This window comes from Phyllobacterium endophyticum, from assembly GCF_003010935.1.
Taxonomy (GTDB): Bacteria; Pseudomonadota; Alphaproteobacteria; order Rhizobiales; family Rhizobiaceae; genus Phyllobacterium; species Phyllobacterium endophyticum.
This window is the reverse complement of sequence record NZ_PGGN01000002.1, coordinates 97,364-122,613: the sequence shown is the minus strand read 5'-3', so window position 1 is coordinate 122,613 and position 25,250 is coordinate 97,364. Positions and strand designations below refer to the sequence as shown.

The window sequence follows — 25,250 nt, the reverse complement described above, 5'->3', positions numbered from 1 at the left end:
CTTGACGAGAATTATAAAGGATGTGCGATGAGCCAGGTCTATTTGCTCCGGCATGCAAAAGCAGTCTGGCCATCCCCGGGCCAGAAAGATTTCGACCGCGTACTGGACAAGGACGGTATCGAGGCCGCTGAGGTCCTGGGCAAGGAACTCAGGCGATCCGGGCTGAAACCGGAAATCGTTCTATGCTCGCCTGCAATAAGGGCACGACAAACGCTGGAATATGTCGATATCGAGCCTCCCTTCATTCTGGAAGAATCTGAAAAGCTCTATTCCGCCGGCCCAGATGCCTATCTCATGGCTATTCGCCTGACCGGTCTCAAACATGAAGCCGCGAACTCCGTTATGCTTGTCGGTCACAACCCCATGATGGAGGAACTGGCGACGGCCTTGGCCGGGCGTGGCAATCCGCCTTCACATCCGACTTTCGTTGCCGGCTTTCCGACGGCAGGTCTCGCCGTCATCCAATTTGACGTGCCCCTCGCAGAAATTCGTCCGGGAACAGGTACCCTGCACGCTTTCTTTTCGCCATCCGAGCATCTCTGACCAGCTTTCGCTTGCCATCAAGACATTGCCCACCCAAATGGGGCAGAGACCAGCGTGGCCACAGGACGGTTGAAATTGGGAACATTTACAACACTTACGGACGAAGCGAAGATTGCACTGGATACGCTGGCCGACCGTACCAGCGCATTGGTATCGCCCTCGCTGCGGCTCGGTGTAACGGGCCTGTCGCGGGCCGGAAAAACGGTATTCATCACCGCGCTGGTGCACAATCTCGTTCATGGCGGCCGTCTGCCATTGTTCCAGGCGCAGAAGTCCGGCCGGATCGCTCGCGCCTACCTTGAGGAACAGCCCGACGACGCGGTGCCGCGATTCCAATATGAAGATCATCTGAAGGCGCTGATCGAAGAGCGGATATGGCCGGACTCTACGCGTGCAATTTCCGAGCTGCGCCTGACAATCGAATATGAATCGGCCTCCATGTGGAACCGCATGTTCTCCGGTGGCAGGCTTTCTGTCGATATCGTTGACTATCCCGGAGAATGGCTGCTGGATCTGCCGCTGCTTGGCAAGTCCTACGCGGAGTTTTCGAGGGATTCGTTCGAACTGGCACAGCTCGAAAGCCATCGTGACCTCGCGGTGAACTGGTTCAAGGTCTCGGACGGCGCAGATGCGAATGCCGATGCCGACGAGATGACGGCGCAGCGCCTTGCCAAGAGCTTCACTGAATATCTGAAGGCCGGGAAGGCTGACGAACGCGCGCTGTCGACACTGCCGCCCGGCCGCTTCCTCATGCCCGGTGACCTCGACGGTTCGCCTGCGCTTACCTTCGCGCCGCTGCCGGCTCTCGAAAAGGGCAAGCTGCGTCCCGGCTCACTGGCGGCCATGATGGAGCGGCGCTACGAGGCCTACAAAACGCACGTCGTGAAGCCGTTTTTTCGTGAGCATATTGCGCGTCTCGACCGGCAGATCGTGCTTGTCGACGCCATGCAGGCAATGAACGCCGGACCGTCCGCGGTCGCTGATCTGGAACGGGCGCTGACGGAAATCCTCTCCTGCTTTCGCCCTGGCAGCACGAACTTCCTGACAGGTCTCGTGCAGCGGAGAATTAGCCGTATTCTCGTCGCTGCGACCAAGGCCGATCATCTGCATCACGAAAGTCACGATCGTCTGCAGGCCATCGTGCGACGGCTGGTGGATCGTGCTGTCAGCCGCGCCGACTTTTCAGGAGCAAGCGTCGATGTTCTTGCAATGGCCGCGGTACGGACGACCCGCGAGGCAACAGTGACACAGGGCAAGGAAACGTTGCCGGTGATCGTCGGTACGCCGCTAAAGGGCGAAACCATCGACGGTGAGAAGTTCGACGGCCAGACCGAAACAGCGATATTTCCCGGAGACTTGCCGACAAGACCTGATTCAATCTTTGAACTTCCCGAATCTGTTTCTGAGGACCCGGCCATACGGTTTGTTCGCTTTCGCCCGCCCCGGCTGGAAAAGACGGCAGAGGGTCTTACCCTGTCGTTGCCGCATATCAGGCTTGATCGCGCGCTACAGTTCCTCATCGGAGATCGCCTCGCATGACGGACAACAACTCTCGCAAACCAGCTTCATTTCGTATCGACCAGCCGGAGCGAAAAGAGGTTCCGCGCAAAGCTGCATCAACACAAGAGCGCAAACCCACCGCGATAAAAGATGTGGCGGTGATCACGCCTGCCGCCGTCGACGTGTTCGACCTTGATCCTGCTGCAGCAAATGAACTCGACGCGTTGACGCCGCCGCCTGCACTTGTACAGAAAAAGCGTTTTTCTTTTGCCTCGCTGCTCACCGGCGCACTCGGATTGCTGGCGTCACTGGGGCTGGGCCTTTGGGCAGACAACCTCATTCGAACGCTTTTCGAGCGCGCGCCATGGCTTGGCTGGGTAGCGCTCGGCGTCAGTGTCCTCGCGGGATTTGCACTCATTGCCATTGTCGTTCGTGAGGGCTTGGCGTTGCGCCGCCTCGCGTCGGTGCAGCATTTGCGCGACGAAGCGGCGAAAGCTGCCTCGGCCAATGACGCGCGTGCGGCGAAGTCAGCTGTCGCGAAGCTTGTCGCCATTGCCGAGACCCTGCCGGCGACCGCCAAGGGTCGCGCTCTGCTGCATGATCTTCGCGACGACGTGATCGACGGCCGGGACCTGATCAGGCTTACCGAGGCGGAGCTTCTTCGCCCGCTCGACAGGCAAGCGCGCGAGATGATCCTTGCCGCATCCAAGCGGGTCTCGATCGTCACCGCAGTCAGTCCGCGGGCTCTGGTCGATATCGGCTATGTGGTTTTCGAGTCCGCGCGGCTTATCCGCCGTCTATCGGAGCTTTACGGCGGCAGGCCGGGCACCTTGGGCTTCCTCAAGCTCACGCGCAACGTCATAGCCCACCTCGCTGTCACTGGCACTGTGGCAATGGGCGACAGCATCATCCAGCAGGTGGTCGGTCACGGCCTGGCAGCACGGCTTTCCGCGCGGCTTGGGGAAGGGGTCATCAATGGGCTGATGACCGCACGGATCGGCATTTCTGCGATGGACCTGGTCCGACCCTTCCCATTCAATGCGGAACGGCGCCCCAGCATCGGCGATTTCATCGGCGACTTGGCGCGGCTGGGTGGTGCCAAGAAGCCATAGCACGGAAAAACAGGCGCGGACGGGGTTGCATTTTAGCTTGAAATAGCAACCATCCGTTAACCATTCCGGACGATGATCGCTTGAGTACCCATTCCAATGATTTGTGTTGAGTCTTGTCGATGAAAAGAAGCGCAGCAGCCGCTACCCTGTCCCTGTTCGCATGCGCGTTCCTGGCGTCGCCGGCACAAGCCAAGGACAAGGATGCCCAATTTTTCCAGACCGTCGAAGGTCAATGGGTTGGCCCCGGCGAAATCGTAGCGGGCAAGTACAAGGGCACCAAATTCGTATGCACGCTGGATGGCAGCACGCCGGCGGAAAAGGCCGGAATGACGCTTGACGGAAGCTGCCGCGTCGGCATCTTCAACCAGCCGATGAAAGCGACCATTGTTCGCGCCGGCAACAGCTACAAGGGCAGCTTCCTCGATGGTTCCGCCGGCAAGGGCCTCGATATCACTGGCGGCAATGTCTCCGGCAACCGTGTTGTGCTCGCCATCAGCCGCAAACAATTGAACGGCGCCATGCAAGCCAAATTCAACGACGACAACACAATGAACGTCACGATTTCGGTGCGGCTCGACGAGGCCCTTATTCCAGTCGTCGGAATGACCTTGAAACGCGTCGACGGTACGGCGGTTGGCAGTATCGCCGAAAACTGAAAATATCGGACCGCCAGCCGCTTTCAGCCGACCCTTTCACTTCCACCAGTTCGCATCGTTGCGGGCAATGTCGACGCCTGTTCGGTCGCATAGCGCAGACCAATGCGAGGCAGTCCTGCCGCTGATCACCAGATCGGGAGCGATATCTGCAAGCGGAACCATGACGAAGGCGCGTTCGGTCATGCGCGGGTGCGGCAAGGTCAATGTCGGGCTCTCGAACTTTTCAAGGCCTTCATAGGCCAGCACATCGATGTCGATGATGCGCGGGCCCCAGCGTTCAAGCCGCTGGCGTTTCAGGCGCTGTTCCACGTCGAGGCAAGCTGCAAGCAATGCTTCCGGATCCAGCGAGGTCTCGACCTCGGCACAGGCATTGTGGAACCAGGGCTGATCGATTTTGCCCCAAGGCGGCGTCTTATAGACTGGCGACACGCTGAGGACACGCGTATCGCCTCGCCCATCGAGATCGCGCAATGCCTTCGCCATAGATGTAACCGGATCGCCGATGTTACCGCCGAGGCCAAGCCACGCGTTGCGGTTCGAGGCCGTCATTACCTCGCCCTGCGCGATTGCAATACGGCGTCCGCCAAGGCGAGTGCGCTCTGACTCATCGCGACATTGTGCACTCGAAATATGTCAGCACCGGCAATGCGCAAGATCGCCGATGAGGCGGACGTAGCGGCATCCCATTCCTGTTGCTCACCTCCAGAGGTCGCCCTTAGAAAGCGCTTGCGCGATGTCCCCACGAGAAACGGATAGCCGAAAGCCTCAAGCTCGGCAAAACGATCCATCAACGCAATGTTTTCCGCCGTGTCCTTCGCAAAACCGAAACCCGGATCGAGAACGATCTGGTTGCGCGAAACACCGGCCACTTTGGCGATTTCGAGCGAGCGGTTGAGAAACGCAAACTGATCGACGATAACGTCCGGATCACGTTCCCGCTCTCGCCCCGTATGCATGATGACGAGCCCTGCTCCGGTCTCGACCGCGAGATCGGCAATCGCCGGTTCGCGCTGTACGCCCCACACATCATTGACGATATGGGCGCCGGCAGCGACGGCGACGCGCGCAGTTTCCTCGCGATAGGTATCGACTGAGATGATAATATCCGTCTCTTTTGCGAGCGCCTCGATGACTGGCAATATACGCGATTGCTCGACGGCAGGTTCCACACGACTGGCGCCAGGGCGAGTGGACTCTCCGCCCACATCGATGATGGCAGCGCCCTCTGCGATCATTGCCCGCGCGCCCTCCAAAGCCTGATCCAGGGAATAGTGCACCCCGCCATCGGAAAAGGAGTCCGGTGTTACATTGAGAACGCCCATAATCAGCGCCCGGTCGCCTAGGGTGAGAGACCTCCCATGGGCCAATTGCCATTCCCGTTGCATTGTGGAGCTCCCGTGATGCTTTCGAAACATTGACCTGTTTTTGAACAGATCGTGAGCGGCGTCAATTCATCTGCAATGTTTTTGACGGCAGTCTCTGGATCGTGCAGAGTTTGGCGAAGCGAAGGAAAACGCCTGATGAATGTTTTTGCCAGAACTACAGCACTTGTGATGGCGCTGTTTTGCGCCATGCCTGCCGCCGATGCAGCCACCGTCTTGCGCAAGTACGACTATTTCACGCTCAACGGACGGACGGCGGCGGACCTTGACCGTGAGCTTTATCGTCGTGGACCGGTGCTGCAGAAGACCGGCCAGCGGCATCCAGGCATGACGAAGATGCGCTTCGAGAGCCGAATCAAATATGGCTCGGACGGCAAGAATTGCCGCGTGGTCGACGCGGATATCACCGTACATGCCACGGTTTACCTGCCGCGCTGGAAGCAGCGGCGCACCGCGCAGGCGGATCTTGCGATTATATGGGACACGCTTTCGGCCGATATCAGGCGGCACGAAGAAAGCCACATTGGCATCGCGCGCACGGCTGCGGGTGACATGGAACGCGCGATCAAGGGCCTCTCCTGGCGCAACGATTGTGCACGATTGAAAACCGATATCGACGGCCTGACAGCCAAGCTGATGAAGCAGCACGATCTGAAGCAAATACAGTTCGACAGAGTCGAAGCCGTAAACTTCGACAGCCGCTTCGAACGGTTGCTGGTATTTCGCCTGAAGCGCGAATTTGCGAAAAGCCCCTGATCAGATCAATCCACGCCGAGTTTCTTCTGCAGGCTGGTCGAAGACGTCGTGTACTGGAATATAATTCGCTCGCCAGGGCTGACGATACGCTTGGCCGCCTGTGTCATCAGTGCTGCCTCGTGGAAACCCGATAAAATGAGCTTCAACTTGCCGGGATAGGTATTGATATCCCCGATCGCAAAGATACCAGATTCGGATGTCTCAAACGTTTCGACGCTCACCGGAATGAGATTCTCGTGCAGGTTAAGCCCCCAATCGGCAATGGGGCCAAGCTTCATGGTCAGACCGAAGAACGGCAGGAGGCGCGTTACCTGAATGTCTATTTCACCCTCGGCACCCTTGATTGTTGCATGGGTGAGTTGGCCGTCCCCGCCTTTCAGCCCGGAGACCTGACCCAGTTCGAAGCGAACGCTGCCACTGTCGACCAGTTCGAACATCTTCTTGACGCTGTCGGGCGCGGCGCGAAATTCGGCACGGCGGTGAACCACGGTGAGGCTGCGGGCAATCGGCTGCAGGTTTAGCGCCCAATCGAGCGCGCTGTCGCCGCCCCCGGCTATCAAGATGTCCTGATCGCGAAATTCCTCCATGCGGCGTACCGAGTAAAAGACGCTCTTGCCCTCATAGGCTTCGATGCCCGGAACCGGTGGACGTTTCGGCTGGAACGAGCCGCCGCCGGCCGCGATCACAACGACCTTGGCCTCGAACACCTCTCCCTCGTCGGTTTCGACGTGGAACGAACCGTCAGGCTGGCGCTCGAGTTTCGTAACCATGCGGTCGAAATGAAACTGCGGCGCAAACGGCTTGATCTGCTCCATCAGCTTTTCGGTGAGGTCGTGTCCGCTGATGATCGGCCAGGCAGGAATGTCGTAGATGGGCTTTTCAGGATAGAGTTCGGCACATTGGCCGCCGGGACGATCGAGAATATCTATCAGATGGCATTTTAGATCGTAGAGTCCAAGCTCGAACACGGCAAACAGACCGACAGGCCCGGCGCCAATGATGACAACATCGGTTTTGATAATCTCGCTCATTGAAAAGTCCTCATGCCGGTCGTGAAATATCGCGCGAATAAAGTGAGCATGGCTGGCGCGTTTAGGCGCGGGCTGCCATGCGCGTAGCGATTGCGCTCGCCAAGGTCAAGAGAATGCATGGCGAAGCCGCGTGATACAGCCTTCGCGGCCGCTGTTCTAATGGGTCGTTGAGATATCAGCCGAGACCAATCAGGCCTGGCGCTCCGGAACGTGAACGACGAGCCCATCGAGATCGTCCGAGACCCGTATCTGACAGGACAATCTGGAGTTCGGACGAACATCGTAGGCGAAATCCAGCATGTCCTCTTCCATCGCCTCCGGCTCGCCCGTCGTGGCAGTCCACTCTTCGTCGACGTAGACGTGGCATGTGGCACAGGCGCAGGCACCACCGCACTCCGCATCGATGCCCGGCACCGCGTTGCGGATTGCATTTTCCATCACGGTCGAGCCGTTCTCCGCATTCGTATCGATACGCGCGCCGTCATGAGTGACAAAAGTGATCTTTGCCATGAAATTCGCCCCAAAGCAGGAAGTTACCGCTCACATAGGGTTTTTGCCCGGCAAGTCAATTGTATAACCTGACGCAGCTGTCAGGGCGTGTGGCCAGCCCCGCTGCGCGCGGCCGTGAAGACCGGAAGATGCTCTATGATCCAGTGCCAAAGCGGCACCGTCTGCAAGAGCAGCTCGTAGCCAAGCGGCGTCAACTCATATTCCACCCGGGGCGGCACCTGCGGATAGAGCGTTCGTGTAATCAGCCCATCCCTCTCCAGCATGCGCAAAGTCTGCGTCAACACCTTTTGACTGATGCCTCCAACACGCTCGAGCACGCGGGAGAACCGCAATGGACCACCTGCGGCCTGCAAAATCTGCAAGGTTCGCAGCGGCCACTTTGCCGACACCCGCTCGAGCATTTCGCGCGCAAATTCGTCCTGTTCATCAGTCATCGTGTCGCAGAAATCGATGAATTGCTGTGGAGGTTTCGCCGTCATTGCAGATCCCTTGTTACCAGAAGGTATGTATAGTTCCAACAGGTGCCTTCTTTCAAGATGATACTGTCCGGGCTATATGCCTCCCGATAGCCAAGGAGGTATGAATGGCAAAGGTCTGGTTGATTACGGGCAGTTCCAGAGGCCTCGGCCGGTCTCTGGCGGAAGCAGTTCTACAAGCTGGTGACAATCTCGTAGCGACAGCGCGCGATCCATCCCAGCTCTCCGATCTCGTGGAACGCCATGGCGACAGGGTTCGTGCGCTTGCACTCGATGTCACCGATGCGGCAGCTTCGCAGGCCGCAATAGAAAGCGCTGTCGATACATTTGGCCGGCTGGATGTTCTCGTCAACAATGCGGGCTACGGCAATGTCAACGCAATCGAGGATACCAGTCTCGACGAGTTCAGAGCACAGATCGAGACCAATCTGTTCGGTGTCATCAATGTCACCAAGGCCGCGATCCCGGTTATGCGTGAACAGAAATCGGGACATATCATTCAGTTTTCGTCAGTCGGAGGCCGGATAGGAGCGCTAGGCCGCGCGCCCTATTCCGCCGCGAAATGGGGCGTGGAGGGTTTCTCGGAAGTGCTCGCCAAGGAAGTTGGCCCACTCGGCATCAAAGTGACGGTCATCGAGCCGGGTGGCTTTCGCACGGACTTTGCCGGTGCTTCGACGACGATCCGCGATGGACGCCCAGAATATGCTCAGACAGTCGGTGCGGCCGCCCGTTTCCAGCGCGACTACGATGGCAGGCAACCAGGCGATCCCGCCAAGGCGGCCAAAGTCATCGTCCAGATCGCCGGTCTGGATGAGCCGCCGCTGAGACTGCTTCTAGGAAGCGACGCCGTGAACGCGGTTGAAAACAACGACGTCGCCAAGACCGAGGCGGACCGAAAATGGCGTGACTTAAGCCTATCGACCGATTTTGATCCTAGCGCGTGATCGCAGCTATATAGTCGCGAACGTCATCGATCACGGGCTCCATATCCCTGATCTTTCTGCTATCGCTTGGCGCCTGTTCGATGGCTTCGGCCATTTCGGCGACCCGGAATGCTCCTACCGCCCGCGCCGAACCTTTCAACGATTTGGCGAGGCGGACGCGCTCGTCAGTATTGGCGTGGAGCAGCCGGTCCACGATGCCGCATGTCTGGCGAGAAAAGAGACTGAGAATTTCAGTTTCGAGGGCCCGGTTACCGTATGTTTCGCGGGTAAGATGGACAAGATCTATCGGCCGCTTGCGGGATGGCTTCGACTTTTCGCCTCCCGGCGATGCAAAAGCCATCGATGCTTGTTGTGCCATTGGGTACTCTCCTGAACGCCTTACAATTGAACTAACAAGTTTACTCAAATGCCTCTGATCTAAGGTTAAAACGTGGCAAGCGCCGCGGGGAAATGGCTTGTTATGGTCAACGAAGGGTAAATTTTGGTGTGCGTTTGAAATTTCGCTCGACCCGAAAAAATTAACCTTGTGTTTAAACTTTTAAGCATTTCCCGAATCCATTGTTTCTTTCCATTGCATGTGCCAGTACGATACAGTAGCGGCGTAAAGAGTATGGTGCGGTGGGCTTCACATGTGGTCACCGCCCAATATTGTGAGGTAAGCATGGCCACAGCCCCGAAAAGCAAAGCAGTGAAGGCCGAAGACGAACTTGGCCAAGCTCTTGAAAAGGCTCTCGAAATCGACTTCGATGAGTCCACGCTTGGAATGGACATGGATTTGTCACCTATTGACGACGAACTCTTGTCCTTCACGGATCTGGAAGCGCAGATATCACAGGCAGCCCAGGAACTGGCAGCGGAAAAACTTGACCCGCCCGCCGCCCCCGAGCCTGTGAAAGCGCCGGAAATCAAGTCCACTGTTTCCTCTGAGCCAGCGATACCCTTGCCTGCTCCAAAGCCGCAGATCAAGGCGGCCAATCCCATCCCGGCCGCACCGCCCGCGCCGCCTAAAGCGCCCGCCGTGCCCGCCCAGACCTTCAAGCCGGCGAATGACGACCTATTGCAAACCGCAAAGGTTTCACGTCAGGCAAGCAGCGTACCTGCGCCAAAATCCTACGCTTTGTTAACTGTTGTCGTCAGTGTCCTTTGGGCGGCAGCAGTGCTTGCTCTGGGCAATGCGCTTTATGGCTCCGAGTTGCGGTCCATTCGCTCCTTCGCAGACTTTGCAGCGGCACCCCATGCGATTGCCATGGTCGTCGCGATAGTCGTGCCCATCATGCTGTTCTGGGCCTTCGCGGTCATGATCCGCCGCGCTCAGGAAATGCAATATGCCGCGCGCTCGATGGCTGAAGCGGCAATGCGCCTGTCCGAGCCAGAAATGATGTCCTCGGATCGCGTCGCGTCCCTTGGCCAGGCGGTACGCCGCGAAGTTGCCGCCATGAGCGAAGGCGTGGAGCGGACCCTCGCCCGCGCCGTCGAGCTCGAGACACTCGTGCAGACCGAAGTCAATCAGTTGGAACGCGTCTATACGGACAATGAATATCGCATCCGCACGCTTGTTGATCGCCTCGGGGGCGAGCGCGAGTCGGTGATCGGCCACGCCGAGCGCGTCCGCGCGTCGATCTCGAGTGCGCATGAGCAACTGAAGGACGAGCTTTCCCAGGCCGGCGATGCCTTGCGTGACAATCTCGCCAACGCTTCGACCAATCTCACGATGTCAATCAGCCAGTCCGGAGAAAGTCTAATCGACCGGCTGACGCAGAGCGGACAGACGATTGCCGAATCGATTGTCTCCCGCTCGGACGACATCTCGCACAAGATCAGCACTTCCGGCGAAGCCTTTGCTAATCTTTTGGAAATGCGCATCGCGGCGCTGTCGGAACAGACGGACGCCGTGACGATGAAGCTCGCCGATACGCTGGACGGTCGCACCAACAGCATGCTGTCGCTGCTCGGAAATGCCACGCAAACGCTGGTCGGTGAATTCGATACCCGCCTCGCCGGTCTCGACACGACGATCAACGAACGTGGCCGCTCGCTGCTCGCCGAATTCGAAACACGCGCACAATCACTGGATACAAGCACCGAGCGTCTCAATTCCGCACTCGAGGCGCGTGCCCGCCAGATCAATGAACAGCTCATCGAACGTACCCGCGACATTGCCAAGACCTTCACCGATGGCCGCGCCTCTATCGACGGTATCGTCGACGAAACCAAGGCCAAGATCGGCAATGATCTCTCGAGCCTGTCGGAATCGGTCGGCAGCCTTCTGTCGACCAATGCAGCGGCTTTCGCCGACAAACTTGTCGAAAGCCGCGAAGCACTCGCCGCAACGCTGTCCGTCGAAACAGACCGCGCAGCCTCTGTCATTCGCGAACAGGCCGGGCAGATCGGCGATCATACATCGAACCTGAAGACCATCCTCGAAAGCAGCACTGCCGCGATCGGCCAGATCATCGAGGGCCATGGCTCATCGCTGGAAAGCCAGACTGCAGGCCTGCGCTCGGCGCTCGACGACAATGATGCCCGCATCGGCTCGGCGCTTGAGCAGCACGCCAAGGCAATCGAAGATCGCACATCCGGCATGCATGCAGCTTTCTCAGATACGGATGCGAAGATTCGCGAAACGCTGGACGAGCACACGCGTATCATCGATCTGCGCAGCTCGACCATCGAAGCGGCAATTCAGGCCAACGACTCTCGCATTGGCCAGACGCTCGACGCCCATGCCAAGATCATCGAGGACCGCACGACAGGGATGCGTGCCGCATTCGTCGACACGCATGCCAAGATCGCCCAAACACTCGATCACCACACCAAGAGCCTCGAGGAACGCAATCAGGAAATTCAGCTCGCCCTGTCGAGCAGCGACGGCAAGCTTGCCGAAACATTGTCGGCACACACGCAAGCCATCGACGCCCGCAATGCCGAGATTCAGTCGACATTGCTGACCAGCGGTGCACGCATCGACGAGACGCTCGGCGGATTCATCGACTCGGTTGACGACCGGACAAACCGCATCGAATCGGCACTTACCAGCAGCGATGCCCGCATCAGCGACGTCCTGGCTTCCCATGCGAGCGCCATCGAGGATCGCACCGCCGGTATCGAGCAGGCGCTGAGCAATAGCGACCAGCGGATCGGGCAGACACTCGCCCTGCATGCAAGTTCGCTCGACGAGCGTACTGCCGGCATCCAGTCGGCGCTCGAAAACACCCATGCGCGGATCGGCGAGACGCTTGCCCAACACGCGAACGACATCGAGGAGCGCACGTCGGGCATACGGTCGGTGCTTGACAGCAGCAACAGCCAGATCGCCGGCACGCTCAGCCGCCATGCCAGCGAGATCGAGGAACGTGCTGCAGGCATTCGCGCCACACTCAATGACAGCAACAGCCAGTTTGGTGACACTCTGGCATCCCACATCGGTGCCCTTGAAGAACGCGCCGCGGCCATACGTGCGGCACTTGCGGACAGCGATACACGCATAGGCGACACGCTGAACGAACATGCGGGTCTGCTAGACGACCGCATCGCCGGTATCCGCGCCGCCATGGAACAGGGGAACGCTGCAATCGGCCAGACCCTGGACAACCAGGCAAGTGCTATCAGCGACCGTACCGCCGCTCTTCAGGCTATCCTGCAGGACAGCGCCGAGGTGCTGGCAAAGGCGTTCGACAATCACGGCGGAACGATCGACGAACGCACATCGACAATGCAGAACGCCCTGGAGATGGGTGTCGAGAACGTACGCAGATCGCTGGAGCAGAGCGCTACCGTCGTAGCACGCAGCCTCAGGGACAAGATTACCGAAGCCGCATCCTCACTCACTGGCGAAGCACAGAAAGCCGGGGAAGCGCTCGACGGACATGGCGAAGCATTCAGCCAGCGCATGAACGAAAGCCTTGCTGAAACCGAGAGACGTCTTGGCGAGCGCGCTCGCGAAGCAGCTGCCAATCTGGAGGCACTGGAAGCGCGCTTTTCCGCGGCGACGGATTCCACGGCGTCGAAGCTTGCGGAAAGCACCCGCGAACTCAACGAGGTTCTTGCTGCCCGTTCGCAGGAGATCATCGGCATCCTCGACAACACAGCGCAACCGCTGGTCGACAGCCTTGCCGACAATGGCCGCACGCTGGCGTCACAACTGGTCGAGGCCACAACCGCGGCAACAGAGCGGCTGCGGGTCGAGAACGCTGCCCTGATCAATGCCATTGCCAGCCGCACGGCCGAGACCATTACGGCGGTCCAGGCCGCGAAGGCAGGCCTCACCGATGACGTAAGCAACCTCATCGACCGTCTCTCTGCATCCAATGCCAAGCTTGGCGAACTGATCGACATGGCTACCAAGAACCTCGGCGATATCGATGGACGCTTGCTTGACACCACGACGACCTTCGCCGAGAACGCAACGAAGGCGGCCGAGTCGTTCCAGACATCTACCCGTCTCATCGATGGCAATCTCGGCAAACTCTCGCAGCTCTCAAACTCGACGCTGACCGATATATCGGCCATCGCCAAGAGCTTCGAAGAGCACGGGAGCATGCTCGACAAGGCTTCTGAACTTATCAATGCGTCGCAGTCCAACCTCGCGTCCACCTTCGATGAACGTCAGGAAGCACTGCAGCAGCTTGCCGCCGGCCTGATCGCCAAGTCGGAAAACGTCGAGAAGACCATGCGCTCATTCGAATCGCTGGTATCCTCAGCTTTCGACCGGGCTGAAGGCCGCGCAACCCAGACGACCGAGCAAATCCGCAGTTCGATCTCAGAAGTCGTCGAGCAGGCATCCCAGAAGTTCGCCAATGCAACCGATGAAATCCGCCGCTCTTCTGCTGCCATCCGCGCGGAGCTTGAGGAAACCCGCGCCGAGCTGCAACGCGGTGTCATGGACATGCCGGAAGAAGCCAAACAATCGACGGCGCAGATGCGAAAGGCCGTCGCCGAGCAGATCAACGCGCTGAAGGAACTTGCGGAAATCGTTCAGAAATCCGGCCGGTTGACTGATGTTGGAGAAGCCCGCGCTGTGCGCGCTGCAACGCCTGGCCGGACATCGGCCGTCGCCGCACAACCGCAGCGCACCGAACCAGCAGCAGCACCACGCGCCTCAGCGCCCGCACCGGCTTCCACCCCGGCGCAGGCACCTGCAATGCGGGGCACTCTCGACGTTCGCGGCAATGCGGCGCCGGCCGCACGCCCCGCGGGCAATGGCTGGGTTTCGGATCTCCTGCGCCGTGCATCCAGCGATGAAGCCGCGGCCGAGCCCAAAGCAAAGGCACCCGAGAATGGGCGCTCACCCGGTCAGGTGGTTGAGTCGCTGAATTCGCTGTCGATAGATATCACGCGAGCGATCGATCACGAGGCATCTGTCGAACTCTGGCAGCGTTATCGTGCCGGCGAACGCAACGTGTTCACCCGCCGATTGTACACGCTGAAAGGTCAGCAGACCTTCGACGAGATCAAGCGCAAGTATCAGGGCGACAGCGAATTCAAACGCGCCGTCGACCGTTACATGGATGATTTCGAACGCCTGCTCGAAGACGTCAGCCGCAACGACCGCGACAATGTCATGGCGCAGAACTACCTGACGTCCGACACAGGCAAAGTTTACACGATGCTGGCGCACGCGAGTAACCGCCTCAAATAAAGCTACGGTTTTTGAGCATGAAAGACGCGGCTTCGGCCGCGTTTTTTGTTGTAGAGGGTCAGGGAGGATACTGCAGCAAGATGCGCGGACAGGCGTACCTATCGCAAGCCGCCAGTCAGCACGGGCACACCTATCGCGACCCCCGGACCAACGAGAACATTCTGAAGATTGCATAAAGCGGGAGCGATATGCCCCTAGATCACCGACAGCGTCCATCTGACAATGTCGCTCGCGGCAGCATCGAAAGCCCGATCGAGCGCGGCTATATAGGAGGCGTTGCCCTCGCCGCTTACTGGCGAACTCGAGCGGAACACACGCGATGAGCGCACTGTCCCGTTCTTGTCGTTCAATATCTTGATGGCGATTTCGACGACGGCGGCGTTTGCCCCCGCAACGTTGATATTGAATGAGCGAATATCACTGATCACTTGGTAATCGATGGCGAGGCCTTCGCCGGGACGGCCGACGCCGCCGAGCCGCCCTGTACTCTCGAAGGCTTGGACCAGACGGGATTGAACGATGTTTGGCAGGCGGTCAGCCCATTGCGCTCCCTTCAAGAAGGAAATCGAGTTCGGACCTGATCGAACGACAATATTCTCCCCGTCGAGCGCCTTGAGCGCCGAGGGCGCCGCGATGAGAATCTGACGCCCCTGCTTCCTCGGTGAGGATACATCTGGCGAAGCGCTGGAAAGATCGAAAGTGTCAAGCTTCTTGGAGCTCGCGCAGGCCGACACGGACAAGCCTATCAGCAGAGCGGCAATCGTCGTTCTCGTTTTCACCAGCGCCCCTCTGTCCGTGTCATGCGAACGCACCCAACCCGTTGACTTTCATGCGTTGCGAATCGCTCAAAGTCAACGGCGTGTGCGTCCGTCATACTCGGGAACGCTGCCGCCGCCGCCGAAAATCACGCGCTGTGGATTTTTTTCAAGATCGGTAATTGCACGCTCGATGCGCTGCACAGATTGACGGCTCTCATTGACGAGCGCCTGCACGTCGCGCAGCCCCTGTCCGGAGAAACGATTGATGTTGTCGGCAATAGGCCCGAGACGGGCGTTGAGATTGTCTGCGACCGCCCGGTAGGATTTAAGCGTATCCTGCGCTTCCCTGACGACACTGCCGTCTTCTTCGGAAAGCTGCTTGTCCAGCTTGGCAAGAACGCCATCGACCCGCGTCGACGCGGTGTTGAGGCGTGTCATCATCTGACGGGCTTCCTTTACCACCGCCTGAACGTCCTCTGCGCTCTGGCTGAATTTCTCGATGACATCGGAATTATTGGCGAGCGCATCGGTAAACTTCTTGGTGTTATTGACGGTATCGACCAGGGGCCCCTTCACTTCCGTGATGAAGCTTTCTATCGAACCCACAGCGGTGTCCACGCGCTCAAGAATCGTCTGCGCCTTCTGCAACAGGTTGTTTACTACCGAGGGATCGGCGTCCATACGCGCGATCTGATCATCCTTGGCCGCTTCCTCCAGGAGGTTCGGCTCGTTGAGCTTTCCACCCTTGAGTTCGATGAACGCCTGCCCGGTCAGACCCGCAAAGCCAAGGGTCGCCTGCGTGGACCGGGTAATAGGCGTGGTCGCATTGACTTCGGTCTGGGCAATAACCGCATCAGGATTATTGGCGTCGATCGAAAGCCGCCTCACCGTGCCGACCTTGATACCGTTGAACAGGACCTGGCTTCCTTCTGCAAGGCCTGTAACGGAGCCGACAATGCGGATCTCAAGTGTCGCGGTTTCGCTGCGATCGCCGTAACGGGCAATCCAATAAACAAATCCGAAGGCGAGGATACACACTACGAGAGTGAACACACCGACCAGGACATAGTTGGCTTTGGTTTCCATATATTACTTCGCCTGATCCTGCTGTGCCGTGGATTGTCCTCTGGTCTGCTCGCGGCTAGGCCGACGCCTGTTGTCGCCGTTGGATACGATCTGGCGCGCGCGTTTGCCACGAAAATATTCCTGAACCCACGGATCGTCGAACGCCAGCATGTCATCAATGGTTCCTTCAACAAGAACCTTCTTTTTTCCCAATACCGCGATTCGGTCGCAAACGGCGAACAGGCTGTCGAGGTCATGGGTCACCATATAAACCGTCAAGCCCATTGTATCACGCAAATTGGCGATGAGTTCGTCGAACTCCGCCGCACCGATCGGATCTAGCCCCGAGGTAGGCTCGTCGAGAAAGACAATTTCCGGATCGAGCGATAGCGCCCGGGCCAATGCAGCACGTTTGATCATGCCGCCCGACAATTCCGAGGGAAATTTCTCTGCCGTATCCGGCTTCAGGCCGACGAGTTCAATCTTCAGCCGGGCAAGTTCATCCATAAGCCTCTGCGGAATATCGAGATATTCGCGCATCGGGACCTGGATGTTCTCGAGCACGGTCAATGCAGAAAACAGCGCACCTTGTTGGAACAGCACGCCCATGCGCATATCGACGGCAAGTTTCTCCTGCTCGGAGGCGCGGTCTATATCGTGTCCAAATATCTTTATCTGGCCACTCTGCTTTTGATTGAGACCCAGGATGGCACGCATCAGCACGGACTTGCCCGTGCCGGATGCGCCGACAAAGCCAAGAATCTCGCCGCGATAGACATCGAGAGACAGATTGTCGAGAATTTTTGCCTTGCCGAACGAGACGCTGACATCCTTTACCGCGAGGATTACTTCACGCGCATCGTCTGGTTGTTTGCTTGTTGCGGGAGTCATTGTTTGGCTCAAAAATTGATTGATGCGTAAAAGATCGCGAAAATGCCATCGACAACGATGACGACGAAAATAGATTTGACCACGGATGCCGTCACGCGTTGCCCCAGCGACTCGGCGCTACCGCCAACCTTCATGCCTTCGACGGAAGCCATGATGCCGATGATCATGGCCATGAACGGCGCTTTGATGAGCCCTGCAAGATAGCTTGACGTATCTATGGCGTCGCGAAGCCGCTGAATGAATGCTTCCGGCGGAATACCGGAATAGGCCCATGTAATGACGATCGCTCCGCCCAACGCCGAAAAATCCGCGATGATCGTCAGTAGCGGCAAGGCAATCACCAATGCCACCAAACGCGGAAAAACCAGAACGCCGACGGGATTGAGCCCGATAACAGTCAGCGCGTCCGTTTCTTCGCGCATTTTCATCGAGCCTATTTCCGCGGTGATCGCACTTCCCGAACGTCCGGCGATCATGATAGCCGTCAAGAGCACACCGATCTCGCGCAACACAAGAATACCGACAAGATCAACGACGAATATCTCGGCGCCGAAATACCGTAGCTGGAATGCCCCCTGCTGAGCGATGATCGCACCGATGATCGTCGACATAAGCACGACCACAGGTACCGCGCCGATCCCCATGCTGTCGAGCTGGTGTACGATGGCAGCAGGCCTGATGCCGCTGCGCCCGCTCCCCTTCATCTGGGCGCCACGAACCGTTGCGCCAAGGATATGCATGGCTTTGGTGAAATCGTCACCGAAGGCATACACAGTTCTGCCGATTGTTGCGAGAAAACGAATCAATGCCGACGGCCGCTCGACGTGAACCTGCTCGTCAGATGCGGATGCAGCTTCACCGACAGCATCGAACAAAGCACCCCAGCTTTCGGAACGCCCTTCGATAGCAACATGCTTGCCGGCCTTTTCAAGCGAGGTTCGCAAACGTTCGATCAGCCAGGTTCCTGCCGTGTCCAGAAGTTCAATACCAGAAAGCTCGATTGTTACGCTGGAAAAGCTGTTGTCCTGGCCGATTTCGCGCATCCGCTCATCGACGCGGCGAACATTGCGCGTGGTCCATGCACCCGATAGCGTGACTGCCGCGCGATCACCGTCCTTGCTGAATTCAACGTGAGGCGGCGCAGCGGTAGAAGCACTTGAATTGCTTGCTCTATCGGTCAACATCACACACACATATCGAGTCTCATGCTTTCTGTCACTTGAACAATTAAGGCGCGAAATAATGGCAATCAGGGTTGAATTGAAGGTGGAGCGCTGGCCCATCGCCGGGACATTCTCAATCTCTCGCGGCGCGAAAACCGAGGCGGCCATCGTGCTCTGTATATTGACCGATGGAACCTATACCGGGCGCGGCGAATGCGTCCCCTACGCGCGTTACGGCGAAAGCATCGAGTCCGTCTGCGCCGAAATAGAAGGCCTGAGCGGGGCGCTCATGAATGGCGCTTCACGGGATGATCTGCAGGGGCTCATCGGTGCCGGGGCCGCTCGCAATGCCATCGACTGCGCGTTGTGGGACCTGGAGGCAAAGCGAAGCGGCAAAGCTGTCGCCGATATTCTTGGCTTGTCACCTTTGCGCACTCTTACAACAGCGGTCACCGTCTCCTTCGGCGATGCGCACACGATGACTGCCTCTGCCCGAGCCCTCTCGGACCGGCCCTTGATCAAGGTCAAGGTTGGCGGCGACAATGATGCCGAGCGCATTCGGGCAGTCGCGGAAGCAGCACCTTCAAGCCGCATCATTCTCGATGCCAACGAAGGCTGGAGCGACGACAATATTGTGGAGAACATGCTGGCGGCGGCAAAGGCGGGCGTCGTCCTGATTGAACAACCTTTGCCGGCCGGCAAGGACGCGATCCTCGCGGAAATTCCGCATCCGGTGCCCGTCTGCGCTGACGAGAGCGCTCACGGAACAGACGACCTCCACATGCTGAAAGGCCGCTACGACACTATCAACATCAAGCTGGACAAGACCGGCGGCCTGACAGAGGCGCTGCGAATGCAGAAGCGTGCCCGCGAGCTTGGATTTGGCATTATGGTGGGTTGCATGGTCAGTACGTCGCTGGCGATGGCACCTGCAGTTCTGGTGGCGCAGGATGCGGATTTTGTCGATCTCGATGGACCATTGATCCTCAGGGAAGACCGCAAGCCAAGTCTCAGGTTCGAAGGCAGCCGCCTTTCGCCGCCCGAACCCGAGTTGTGGGGCTAGTCCTCCCGCTGCTCGAGCCGGAGCGAAACGGTGGCAAGGCCAAGACCGCATGCCGCAAGCAAGACCATGACAAAAAACCCGTGAATGCCTGTGACGCTATAAAGCGGACCTGACGCCATGGTAGCGATGGCGAGCGACGTTCCGATGAAAAACGTCGACAGTCCCTGCGCTGTGCCGCCGCGTTCCTCGGGTATGGTAAGTGCAATCATTTTCTGCATGCCGAGGAACGACAATGCGAATGAAAAGGCATGCAAGCTCTGTACGACGAGAAAACCGGCAACTCCAAGCCCGGCTGGTGCTATGAGCGGAAAAACCGCCCAGCGAAACATCGCCACGGCGGAACCGATGATCAACACATTCGCAGGATGCAGCCCGCCGAACAATCGCCGGAAAAATGTAAACATGATCACTTCCGCCACGACGGAGATCGACCATAGCGCACCGATCATCGTTTCTCCGATGCCTATCGATTTCCAATAGATTGCCGAGAAGCTGTAACCATAGGCATGGCTGGCCTGGGTAATGCCAGTTGCAATCAAAAAGGTCACGAAGGCTGGCCGGCGCAGCGCCCTGCCCGCGTCGGCAATATCGACATCGGAGAGCGGCGAAAGGCGTCGCGGCTTGCCGATACGCGGCACGATGAAACTGACACCGCATGCTACAACCAGGGTCGCCAGAAGCGCCCAGGGAATGATGCGCTCGCCAACATGCTGAATGAACACGCCGCCGACGAACGAGGTGAGCAGGAAAGAGATCGACCCCCAGACGCGCATACGGGCGAAATCGGCACCATAGCGGCGGACACCGGAGAGCGCGATTGTATCGGCGAGCGGCACCTGCGAGGTCCACGGCGGGGCAAGCAATAGCGACACGACCAGGATTCCCGCAAAGCCGAACGGGACGAGATAGAAGGCAGCGACGATAACGGCCAAGATCGTCGCGATGCTCAATATGTGAGCGCGATCATTCGAACGGTCGGCGAGCATCGATACCAGCGGCGCGGCGACGACACGCACGAACAACGGCATGGACAAGACGATAGAGATTTGCGTCGGTGTCAGGGCGCGATATTCGAGCCACAACGGAAAATAGGGCAGATGCATGCCGCTCGATGTGAAAATCGCAAAATAGGCCAGCGCAACCCGCAGCTCAAAGCGAAACGGCATATTCTGACCTAGAGTCCGCTGCGGCGGCTATCATGGAAAAACTTTCGGAAGATCGAGCGGTTCAGGCGGAATCGCAATCCTGCGTTGCCCAAGATTCGCAACTAACACGAAATTCGCCAAGCGCCTAGAAACGGGAGGGCGATCATCCGTAATATTTTGCCGCTAACGGGTCGATGTCACGGCGCCGGAGTTTGCCCCGCGTGGTGCTGACGCGGCGGCACGACCAATCGTCGTCAGCACGCTCTCGAATATGTCGGCGCAGGCTTCCCAACTGAAGCCCTTGAGTCTGGCATCAGGATCAACCCGGCCCATTGCCAGTGCGCCTAGTGCAGCCTCCCGCAAATCGTCGGAGAGAATGCCGGCACCCGAGGCGCCTATTACATCCTTCGGGCCTGGTACGGGAAAACCCGCCACGGGCAGCCCGCAAGCTATGGCTTCAAGCAGCACCAAACCGAATGTGTCTGTGCGGCTGGGAAAAACGAATACGTCCGATCCCGCGTAGAAACGGGCAAGATTCTCGCCTTCTTTCTTGCCGGCAAACGCTGCGTCCGGATATTTCCGCCGCAGATCTTCGAGATCGGGACCGTCGCCCACGATCAGTTTTGTGCCGGGTAGATCGAGCGACAGGAAGGCTTCAAGGTTCTTCTCCGGTGCCACCCGGCCGACGCAAAGGAAGATCGGTCTTGGCAAGTGGAGATCCACATCGGTTTGCGGCCGAAAAAGCTCCCGATCGACGCCGCGCGTCCAGACTTTGAGTGTCGTGAAGCCTCGTCCAACGAGTTCATCATGGATTGACAGCGTCGGAACGAGACAATGCTCGGCTGCATTGTGGAAGCGCCGCAAGAAGCCATAGGACCACGACAGCGGAACAGGCAGCCGCTCGCGCAGATATTCGGGGAAGCGGGTATGGAAGCTGGTCGTGAAGCGCCAGTTGTTCTTCAGGCACGCCCGCCGTGCCATGATGCCGAGAGGACCTTCCGTGGCAATGTGGACGAAAGCCGGTTGCAGTGCTTCGATGCGTGCTCGGATCGCAGATGGATGTGTCAACGCAAGGCGGATCTCGGGATAGGTCGGGCAAGGTGCCGAACGATAATCGGCCGGTGAGATGATGGTCACCTCGAAGCCGCGTGCTTCCATCTGCTCGCAGAGTTTGGTCAGTGTCCGGACCACGCCGTTGACCTGCGGGTGCCACGCATCGGAGATGATGACAAGGCGCTTTGCCGACCCCTCAGGCTGCATTAGCCGCCTTGGGGCGCTTGTCAGCGAGCTGCACTACTGGTGCGAAGCCGGCCTGTTCGCCGATCAGATGCGTCCATGACAGAAGTTCCATGCGGCCATCAAAATGCTCTACGATGGCCGTGCAGCTTTCAACCCAATCGCCGGTATTGATGTATTCGATGCCATCGATCTGCTCGATCGTCGCATGATGGATGTGGCCGCAAATAACGCCGTCGGCTCCGATGCGCCTGGCTTCATCAGAAACCACCGTCTGGAACGAACCGATGAAGTTCACAGCCTTCTTGACCCGAAATTTCGCCCAGGCCGAAAAGGACCAGTAGCGCAGGCCCAGCAGGCGCCTTACCCTGTTCATGATCGTGTTGATGGCCAGCGCCGCGTCATAGGCCCAGTCACCAAGGTAGGCAATGTGGCGGGCATTGCGCACAACCACGTCGAACTGGTCGCCGTGAATGACAAGGAATTTTCGCCCGTCCGCCGTCTCGTGCATGATCCGGTCCATGACTTCGATGCCACCGAAATGCGTACCCTGAAAGTCCCGCAGGAACTCATCATGGTTGCCGGCGATATAGAGGATGCGCGCGCCCTTGCGACTTTTGCGCAACAGCTTCTGCACGATATCATTGTGCTCCTGCGGCCAGTGCCAGTTCCGGCGCAAGCGCCAGCCATCGACGATATCGCCAACGAGGAAGATCGTATCGGCGTCGTGGTACTTCAAAAAATCCAGCAGGAAATTGGCCTTCGCACCTTTCGAGCCGAGATGAACATCGGACAGAAAAAGCGTACGGAATTTTCTAGCCTCGATTTCGACCATCATGCTGATCTCCGTTAGCCGACGCAAAGCCACGTCCACTTGGCTGACACAAACCTGATTCATGCAACAGTCTTATGACGGCGCCGAAAAGTGCATGGTTCGGCGAGATAGGCACTTGTAACGAAATCGAGTTCGGTTATGCGTCTGGATGAGATTTAGCGTGCTGGAAAATCTGAATCGCCAGTGTATAAACGCGAGCCAAATCCTGGAGGACATCGTCAATGGCCAAGGAAACAATGCCCAGCAAATCTGATCTTGAAGAAAGCGCTCTGTTCTACCATCGCTTTCCTCAGCCGGGTAAGCTGGAAATCCAGGCCACCAAGCCGCTTGGAAACCAGCGCGACCTTGCCCTCGCCTATTCACCCGGGGTAGCTGCTCCCTGTCTCGCAATCCACGAGGATCCCGCAACAGCCGCGGATTATACCAGCCGTGGCAATCTGGTAGCGGTCATCTCCAATGGTACCGCCGTGCTCGGGCTTGGCAATATTGGCCCGCTTGCGTCCAAGCCGGTCATGGAAGGCAAGGCCGTACTGTTCAAGAAATTCGCCAATATCGATGTATTCGATATTGAAATCGACGCCCATGAGATCAACAAGATCGTCGAGGTCGTAGCCGCCCTGGAGCCAACTTTCGGCGGCATCAATCTCGAGGACATCAAGTCGCCGGAATGTTTCGAGGTCGAGGAACAGCTTCGTGCCAGGATGAACATTCCAGTTTTCCATGATGATCAGCACGGAACGGCGATCATCGTCGCGGCAGCTATTCTGAACGGCATGGAACTGGCCGGAAAAGACCTATCCAAGATCAAGATCGTCGCTTCCGGAGCCGGTGCTGCAGCGATCGCGTGCCTCAATCTCCTGGTGAAGCTCGGTGTAGAGCGCAAGAACATATGGGTCTGCGATCTTGACGGAGTTGTCTACGAAGGGCGCAACACATTGATGGACCGCTGGAAATCGGTCTACGTGCAAAAGACCGATGCGCGAGTTCTCGCAGACGTCATTGGCGGAGCTGACGTCTTTCTGGGCCTCTCGGCCGCTGGTGTGCTGAAGCCCGAACTTCTGAAGCAGATGGCACCCAACCCGCTGATCATGGCGCTGGCCAATCCGAACCCGGAGATCATGCCTGATGAGGCGCGCGCGGCGCGCGCTGACGCGATGATTTGTACCGGACGTTCCGATTTTCCAAACCAGGTCAATAATGTCCTTTGCTTTCCCTTCATTTTCCGAGGCGCGCTCGACTGCGGTGCGCGGGCGATCAACGAGGAGATGAAGATGGCGGCAGTGCAGGCTATCGCCGCACTTGCCCGCGAAGAACCATCGGACGTTGCCGCCCGCGCCTATTCGGGCGAAACGCCAACCTTCGGACCGAATTATCTCATTCCTTCGCCCTTCGACCAGCGCCTCATTCTGCGCATTGCCCCTGCTGTCGCCAAAGCCGCAATGGACACGGGTGTCGCCGAACGCCCGATCGAGGATTTCGACGCCTATCTCGATCGTCTCAACCGCTTCGTCTTCCGTTCGGGTCTGATCATGAAGCCGATCTTCACCGCGGCGAAAACGGCGGAGAAGAAGCGCGTGATCTACGCCGACGGCGAAGACGAACGCGTGTTGCGTGCAGCGCAGGTGGTGCTGGAGGAGGGTGTCGCAATCCCCACGCTTATCGGGCGCCCCCAGGTCATAGAGACGCGCTTGCAGCGCTATGGACTGAAGATCAAGATTGGCACCGATTTCGATGTCATCAACCCCGAAGACGACCCGCGTTATCGCGATTATGTCGATCTGCTGCTGAATCTCACAGGACGACGCGGCACAACACCGGAAGTGGCTCGCACCATGGTCCGCGCCAGCGGTACTGTCATCGCTGCGCTTGCCATCGTTCGCGGTGAAGCTGACGCCATGATTTGCGGCCTGGAAGGACGGTTTGAGCGCCACTTGCGCAATGTCGATCAGATCATTGGGAAATTGGAAGGAATTCGCAATTTCTCGGCACTAAGCCTTCTGATATCGCAGCGCGGTGTCCTGTTCCTGACGGATACGTATGTCAGCATAGAGCCGTCAGCAGAAGAAATCGCCGAGAAGACGGTCCTTGCGGCCAATGAGATACGCCGTTTCGGTATCGAACCCAAGGCGGCCTTGCTGTCGCATTCCAATTTCGGCTCTCGCGACTCTGAAAGCGCGGCCAAGATGCGAAACGCTTCGGAGATCCTGCGCGTCAAGGCTCCGGATCTCGAACAGGACGGCGAGATGCACGGCGATTCGGCCCTTTCGGCGATCCTGCGTGAGCGCGTGCTCCCGCATTCGCGTTTGAGCGACGAGGCCAACCTCCTGGTCTTTCCCAATCTGGATGCGGCGAACATCACGCTCAATGTGGTCAAATCGGTCACGGATGCACTGCATGTGGGACCTATACTGCTTGGCGCCGCCAAGCCGGCACACATTCTGACCCCATCTGTGACATCGCGGGGTATTGTCAACATGACGGCACTGGCTGTCGTGGAGGCATCACAACGCGTCGATTGAAACGAGGTGTCTTATTGCTGCCGCATG

At 58.3% G+C, this 25,250-nt stretch carries 22 protein-coding genes; 9 read left to right on the top strand and 13 right to left on the bottom strand.

Annotated features, from left to right (window positions below):
• Positions 1–27 precede the first annotated feature (27 nt).
• The 4 genes from CU100_RS08465 to CU100_RS08450 all read left to right on the top strand — a co-directional run bounded on the left by CU100_RS08465 (position 28) and on the right by CU100_RS08450 (position 3,811).
• The gene (locus CU100_RS08465; RefSeq protein ID WP_106716165.1) at positions 28–543 is read left to right on the top strand and encodes a SixA phosphatase family protein; all 516 of its coding nucleotides are present in this window, start codon (positions 28–30) and stop codon (positions 541–543) included.
• Between the two features lie 75 nt (positions 544–618).
• Positions 619–2,082, top strand: a complete 1,464-nt coding sequence (locus CU100_RS08460) for a YcjX family GTP-binding protein (RefSeq protein WP_106717174.1) — start codon at positions 619–621, stop codon at positions 2,080–2,082.
• Positions 2,079–3,155, top strand: a complete 1,077-nt coding sequence (locus tag CU100_RS08455; protein ID WP_106716164.1) for a YcjF family protein — start codon at positions 2,079–2,081, stop codon at positions 3,153–3,155. The genes CU100_RS08460 and CU100_RS08455 overlap by 4 nt, the downstream gene beginning before the upstream one ends.
• Before the next feature lie 119 nt (positions 3,156–3,274).
• Entirely contained in the window at positions 3,275–3,811 is a 537-nt protein-coding gene (locus tag CU100_RS08450; protein WP_106716163.1) for a hypothetical protein, read from the top strand.
• 36 nt (positions 3,812–3,847) lie between these two features.
• On the opposite strand, the gene folK is transcribed toward CU100_RS08450, so the two are convergent.
• Both folK and folP read right to left on the bottom strand, forming a co-directional pair.
• The gene (gene folK / locus CU100_RS08445; RefSeq protein WP_106716162.1) at positions 3,848–4,360 is read right to left on the bottom strand and encodes a 2-amino-4-hydroxy-6-hydroxymethyldihydropteridine diphosphokinase; all 513 of its coding nucleotides are present in this window, start codon (positions 4,358–4,360) and stop codon (positions 3,848–3,850) included.
• Complete coding sequence (gene folP / locus CU100_RS08440; protein ID WP_106716161.1) at positions 4,360–5,196, bottom strand: dihydropteroate synthase; 837 nt, start codon at positions 5,194–5,196, stop codon at positions 4,360–4,362. Before folP ends, folK begins: the two co-directional genes overlap by 1 nt.
• A 135-nt stretch (positions 5,197–5,331) precedes the next feature.
• Here folP and CU100_RS08435 point away from each other — a divergent pair, with 135 nt between their 5' ends.
• Positions 5,332–5,949: a DUF922 domain-containing Zn-dependent protease gene (locus tag CU100_RS08435; protein WP_245418971.1), complete on the top strand. Its 618-nt coding sequence runs from the start codon at positions 5,332–5,334 to the stop codon at positions 5,947–5,949.
• Between the two features lie 5 nt (positions 5,950–5,954).
• Here the strand turns inward: CU100_RS08435 and CU100_RS08430 are convergent, their stop codons facing one another.
• The 3 genes from CU100_RS08430 to CU100_RS08420 form a co-directional block, all read right to left on the bottom strand.
• Positions 5,955–6,980 carry an NAD(P)/FAD-dependent oxidoreductase gene (locus CU100_RS08430; RefSeq protein ID WP_106716160.1) on the bottom strand — a complete coding sequence of 342 codons (1,026 nt, stop codon included), beginning with the start codon at positions 6,978–6,980 and terminating at the stop codon, positions 5,955–5,957.
• Positions 6,981–7,169: 189 nt separating this feature from the next.
• Positions 7,170–7,490, bottom strand: coding sequence for a 2Fe-2S iron-sulfur cluster-binding protein (locus CU100_RS08425; RefSeq protein WP_106716159.1), 321 nt, complete (start codon positions 7,488–7,490; stop codon positions 7,170–7,172).
• Positions 7,491–7,570: 80 nt separating this feature from the next.
• Positions 7,571–7,969 carry a winged helix-turn-helix transcriptional regulator gene (locus tag CU100_RS08420; RefSeq protein WP_106716158.1) on the bottom strand — a complete coding sequence of 133 codons (399 nt, stop codon included), beginning with the start codon at positions 7,967–7,969 and terminating at the stop codon, positions 7,571–7,573.
• Between the two features lie 104 nt (positions 7,970–8,073).
• Here CU100_RS08420 and CU100_RS08415 point away from each other — a divergent pair, with 104 nt between their 5' ends.
• Complete coding sequence (locus CU100_RS08415) at positions 8,074–8,910, top strand: oxidoreductase (protein WP_106716157.1); 837 nt, start codon at positions 8,074–8,076, stop codon at positions 8,908–8,910.
• Here the strand turns inward: CU100_RS08415 and CU100_RS08410 are convergent.
• A complete protein-coding gene (locus CU100_RS08410; protein WP_106716156.1) occupies positions 8,900–9,268 on the bottom strand; it encodes an Hpt domain-containing protein in 369 nt (122 codons plus the stop codon). The two genes, CU100_RS08415 and CU100_RS08410, sit on opposite strands and share 11 nt — an antisense overlap.
• 303 nt (positions 9,269–9,571) lie before the next feature.
• Here CU100_RS08410 and CU100_RS08405 point away from each other — a divergent pair, with 303 nt between their 5' ends.
• On the top strand, positions 9,572–14,548 hold the full coding sequence (locus CU100_RS08405) for an apolipoprotein A-IV repeat region-like domain-containing protein (RefSeq protein WP_106716155.1): 4,977 nt from the start codon (positions 9,572–9,574) through the stop codon (positions 14,546–14,548).
• A gap of 194 nt (positions 14,549–14,742) precedes the next feature.
• Here the strand turns inward: CU100_RS08405 and CU100_RS08400 are convergent, their stop codons facing one another.
• The 4 genes from CU100_RS08400 to CU100_RS08385 form a co-directional block, all read right to left on the bottom strand.
• A complete protein-coding gene (locus tag CU100_RS08400) occupies positions 14,743–15,330 on the bottom strand; it encodes an ABC-type transport auxiliary lipoprotein family protein (protein WP_106717172.1) in 588 nt (195 codons plus the stop codon).
• Positions 15,331–15,399: 69 nt separating this feature from the next.
• Positions 15,400–16,392, bottom strand: a complete 993-nt coding sequence (locus tag CU100_RS08395; RefSeq protein WP_106716154.1) for an MlaD family protein — start codon at positions 16,390–16,392, stop codon at positions 15,400–15,402.
• Between the two features lie 3 nt (positions 16,393–16,395).
• Positions 16,396–17,262, bottom strand: coding sequence for an ABC transporter ATP-binding protein (locus CU100_RS08390; protein WP_106716153.1), 867 nt, complete (start codon positions 17,260–17,262; stop codon positions 16,396–16,398).
• Between the two features lie 8 nt (positions 17,263–17,270).
• A complete protein-coding gene (locus CU100_RS08385) occupies positions 17,271–18,446 on the bottom strand; it encodes an ABC transporter permease (RefSeq protein ID WP_106716152.1) in 1,176 nt (391 codons plus the stop codon).
• A 58-nt stretch (positions 18,447–18,504) separates the two neighbouring features.
• Here CU100_RS08385 and dgcA point away from each other — a divergent pair, with 58 nt between their 5' ends.
• On the top strand, positions 18,505–19,488 hold the full coding sequence (gene dgcA, locus CU100_RS08380) for an N-acetyl-D-Glu racemase DgcA (protein WP_106716151.1): 984 nt from the start codon (positions 18,505–18,507) through the stop codon (positions 19,486–19,488).
• On the opposite strand, the gene CU100_RS08375 is transcribed toward dgcA, so the two are convergent.
• From CU100_RS08375 to CU100_RS08365, 3 genes are all read right to left on the bottom strand, one after another.
• Positions 19,485–20,654, bottom strand: coding sequence for an MFS transporter (locus CU100_RS08375; RefSeq protein ID WP_106716150.1), 1,170 nt, complete (start codon positions 20,652–20,654; stop codon positions 19,485–19,487). The genes dgcA and CU100_RS08375 overlap by 4 nt on opposite strands.
• A gap of 162 nt (positions 20,655–20,816) precedes the next feature.
• Positions 20,817–21,893: a glycosyltransferase family 4 protein gene (locus tag CU100_RS08370; RefSeq protein WP_106716149.1), complete on the bottom strand. Its 1,077-nt coding sequence runs from the start codon at positions 21,891–21,893 to the stop codon at positions 20,817–20,819.
• The gene (locus tag CU100_RS08365; RefSeq protein WP_106717171.1) at positions 21,883–22,704 is read right to left on the bottom strand and encodes a UDP-2,3-diacylglucosamine diphosphatase; all 822 of its coding nucleotides are present in this window, start codon (positions 22,702–22,704) and stop codon (positions 21,883–21,885) included. Before CU100_RS08365 ends, CU100_RS08370 begins: the two co-directional genes overlap by 11 nt.
• A 221-nt stretch (positions 22,705–22,925) precedes the next feature.
• Between CU100_RS08365 and CU100_RS08360 the strand changes: the two genes are divergently transcribed.
• Positions 22,926–25,223 (top strand): NADP-dependent malic enzyme, encoded by a 2,298-nt coding sequence (locus tag CU100_RS08360; protein WP_106716148.1) that lies wholly within the window; start codon positions 22,926–22,928, stop codon positions 25,221–25,223.
• The last annotated feature ends 27 nt before the right edge of the window (positions 25,224–25,250 follow it).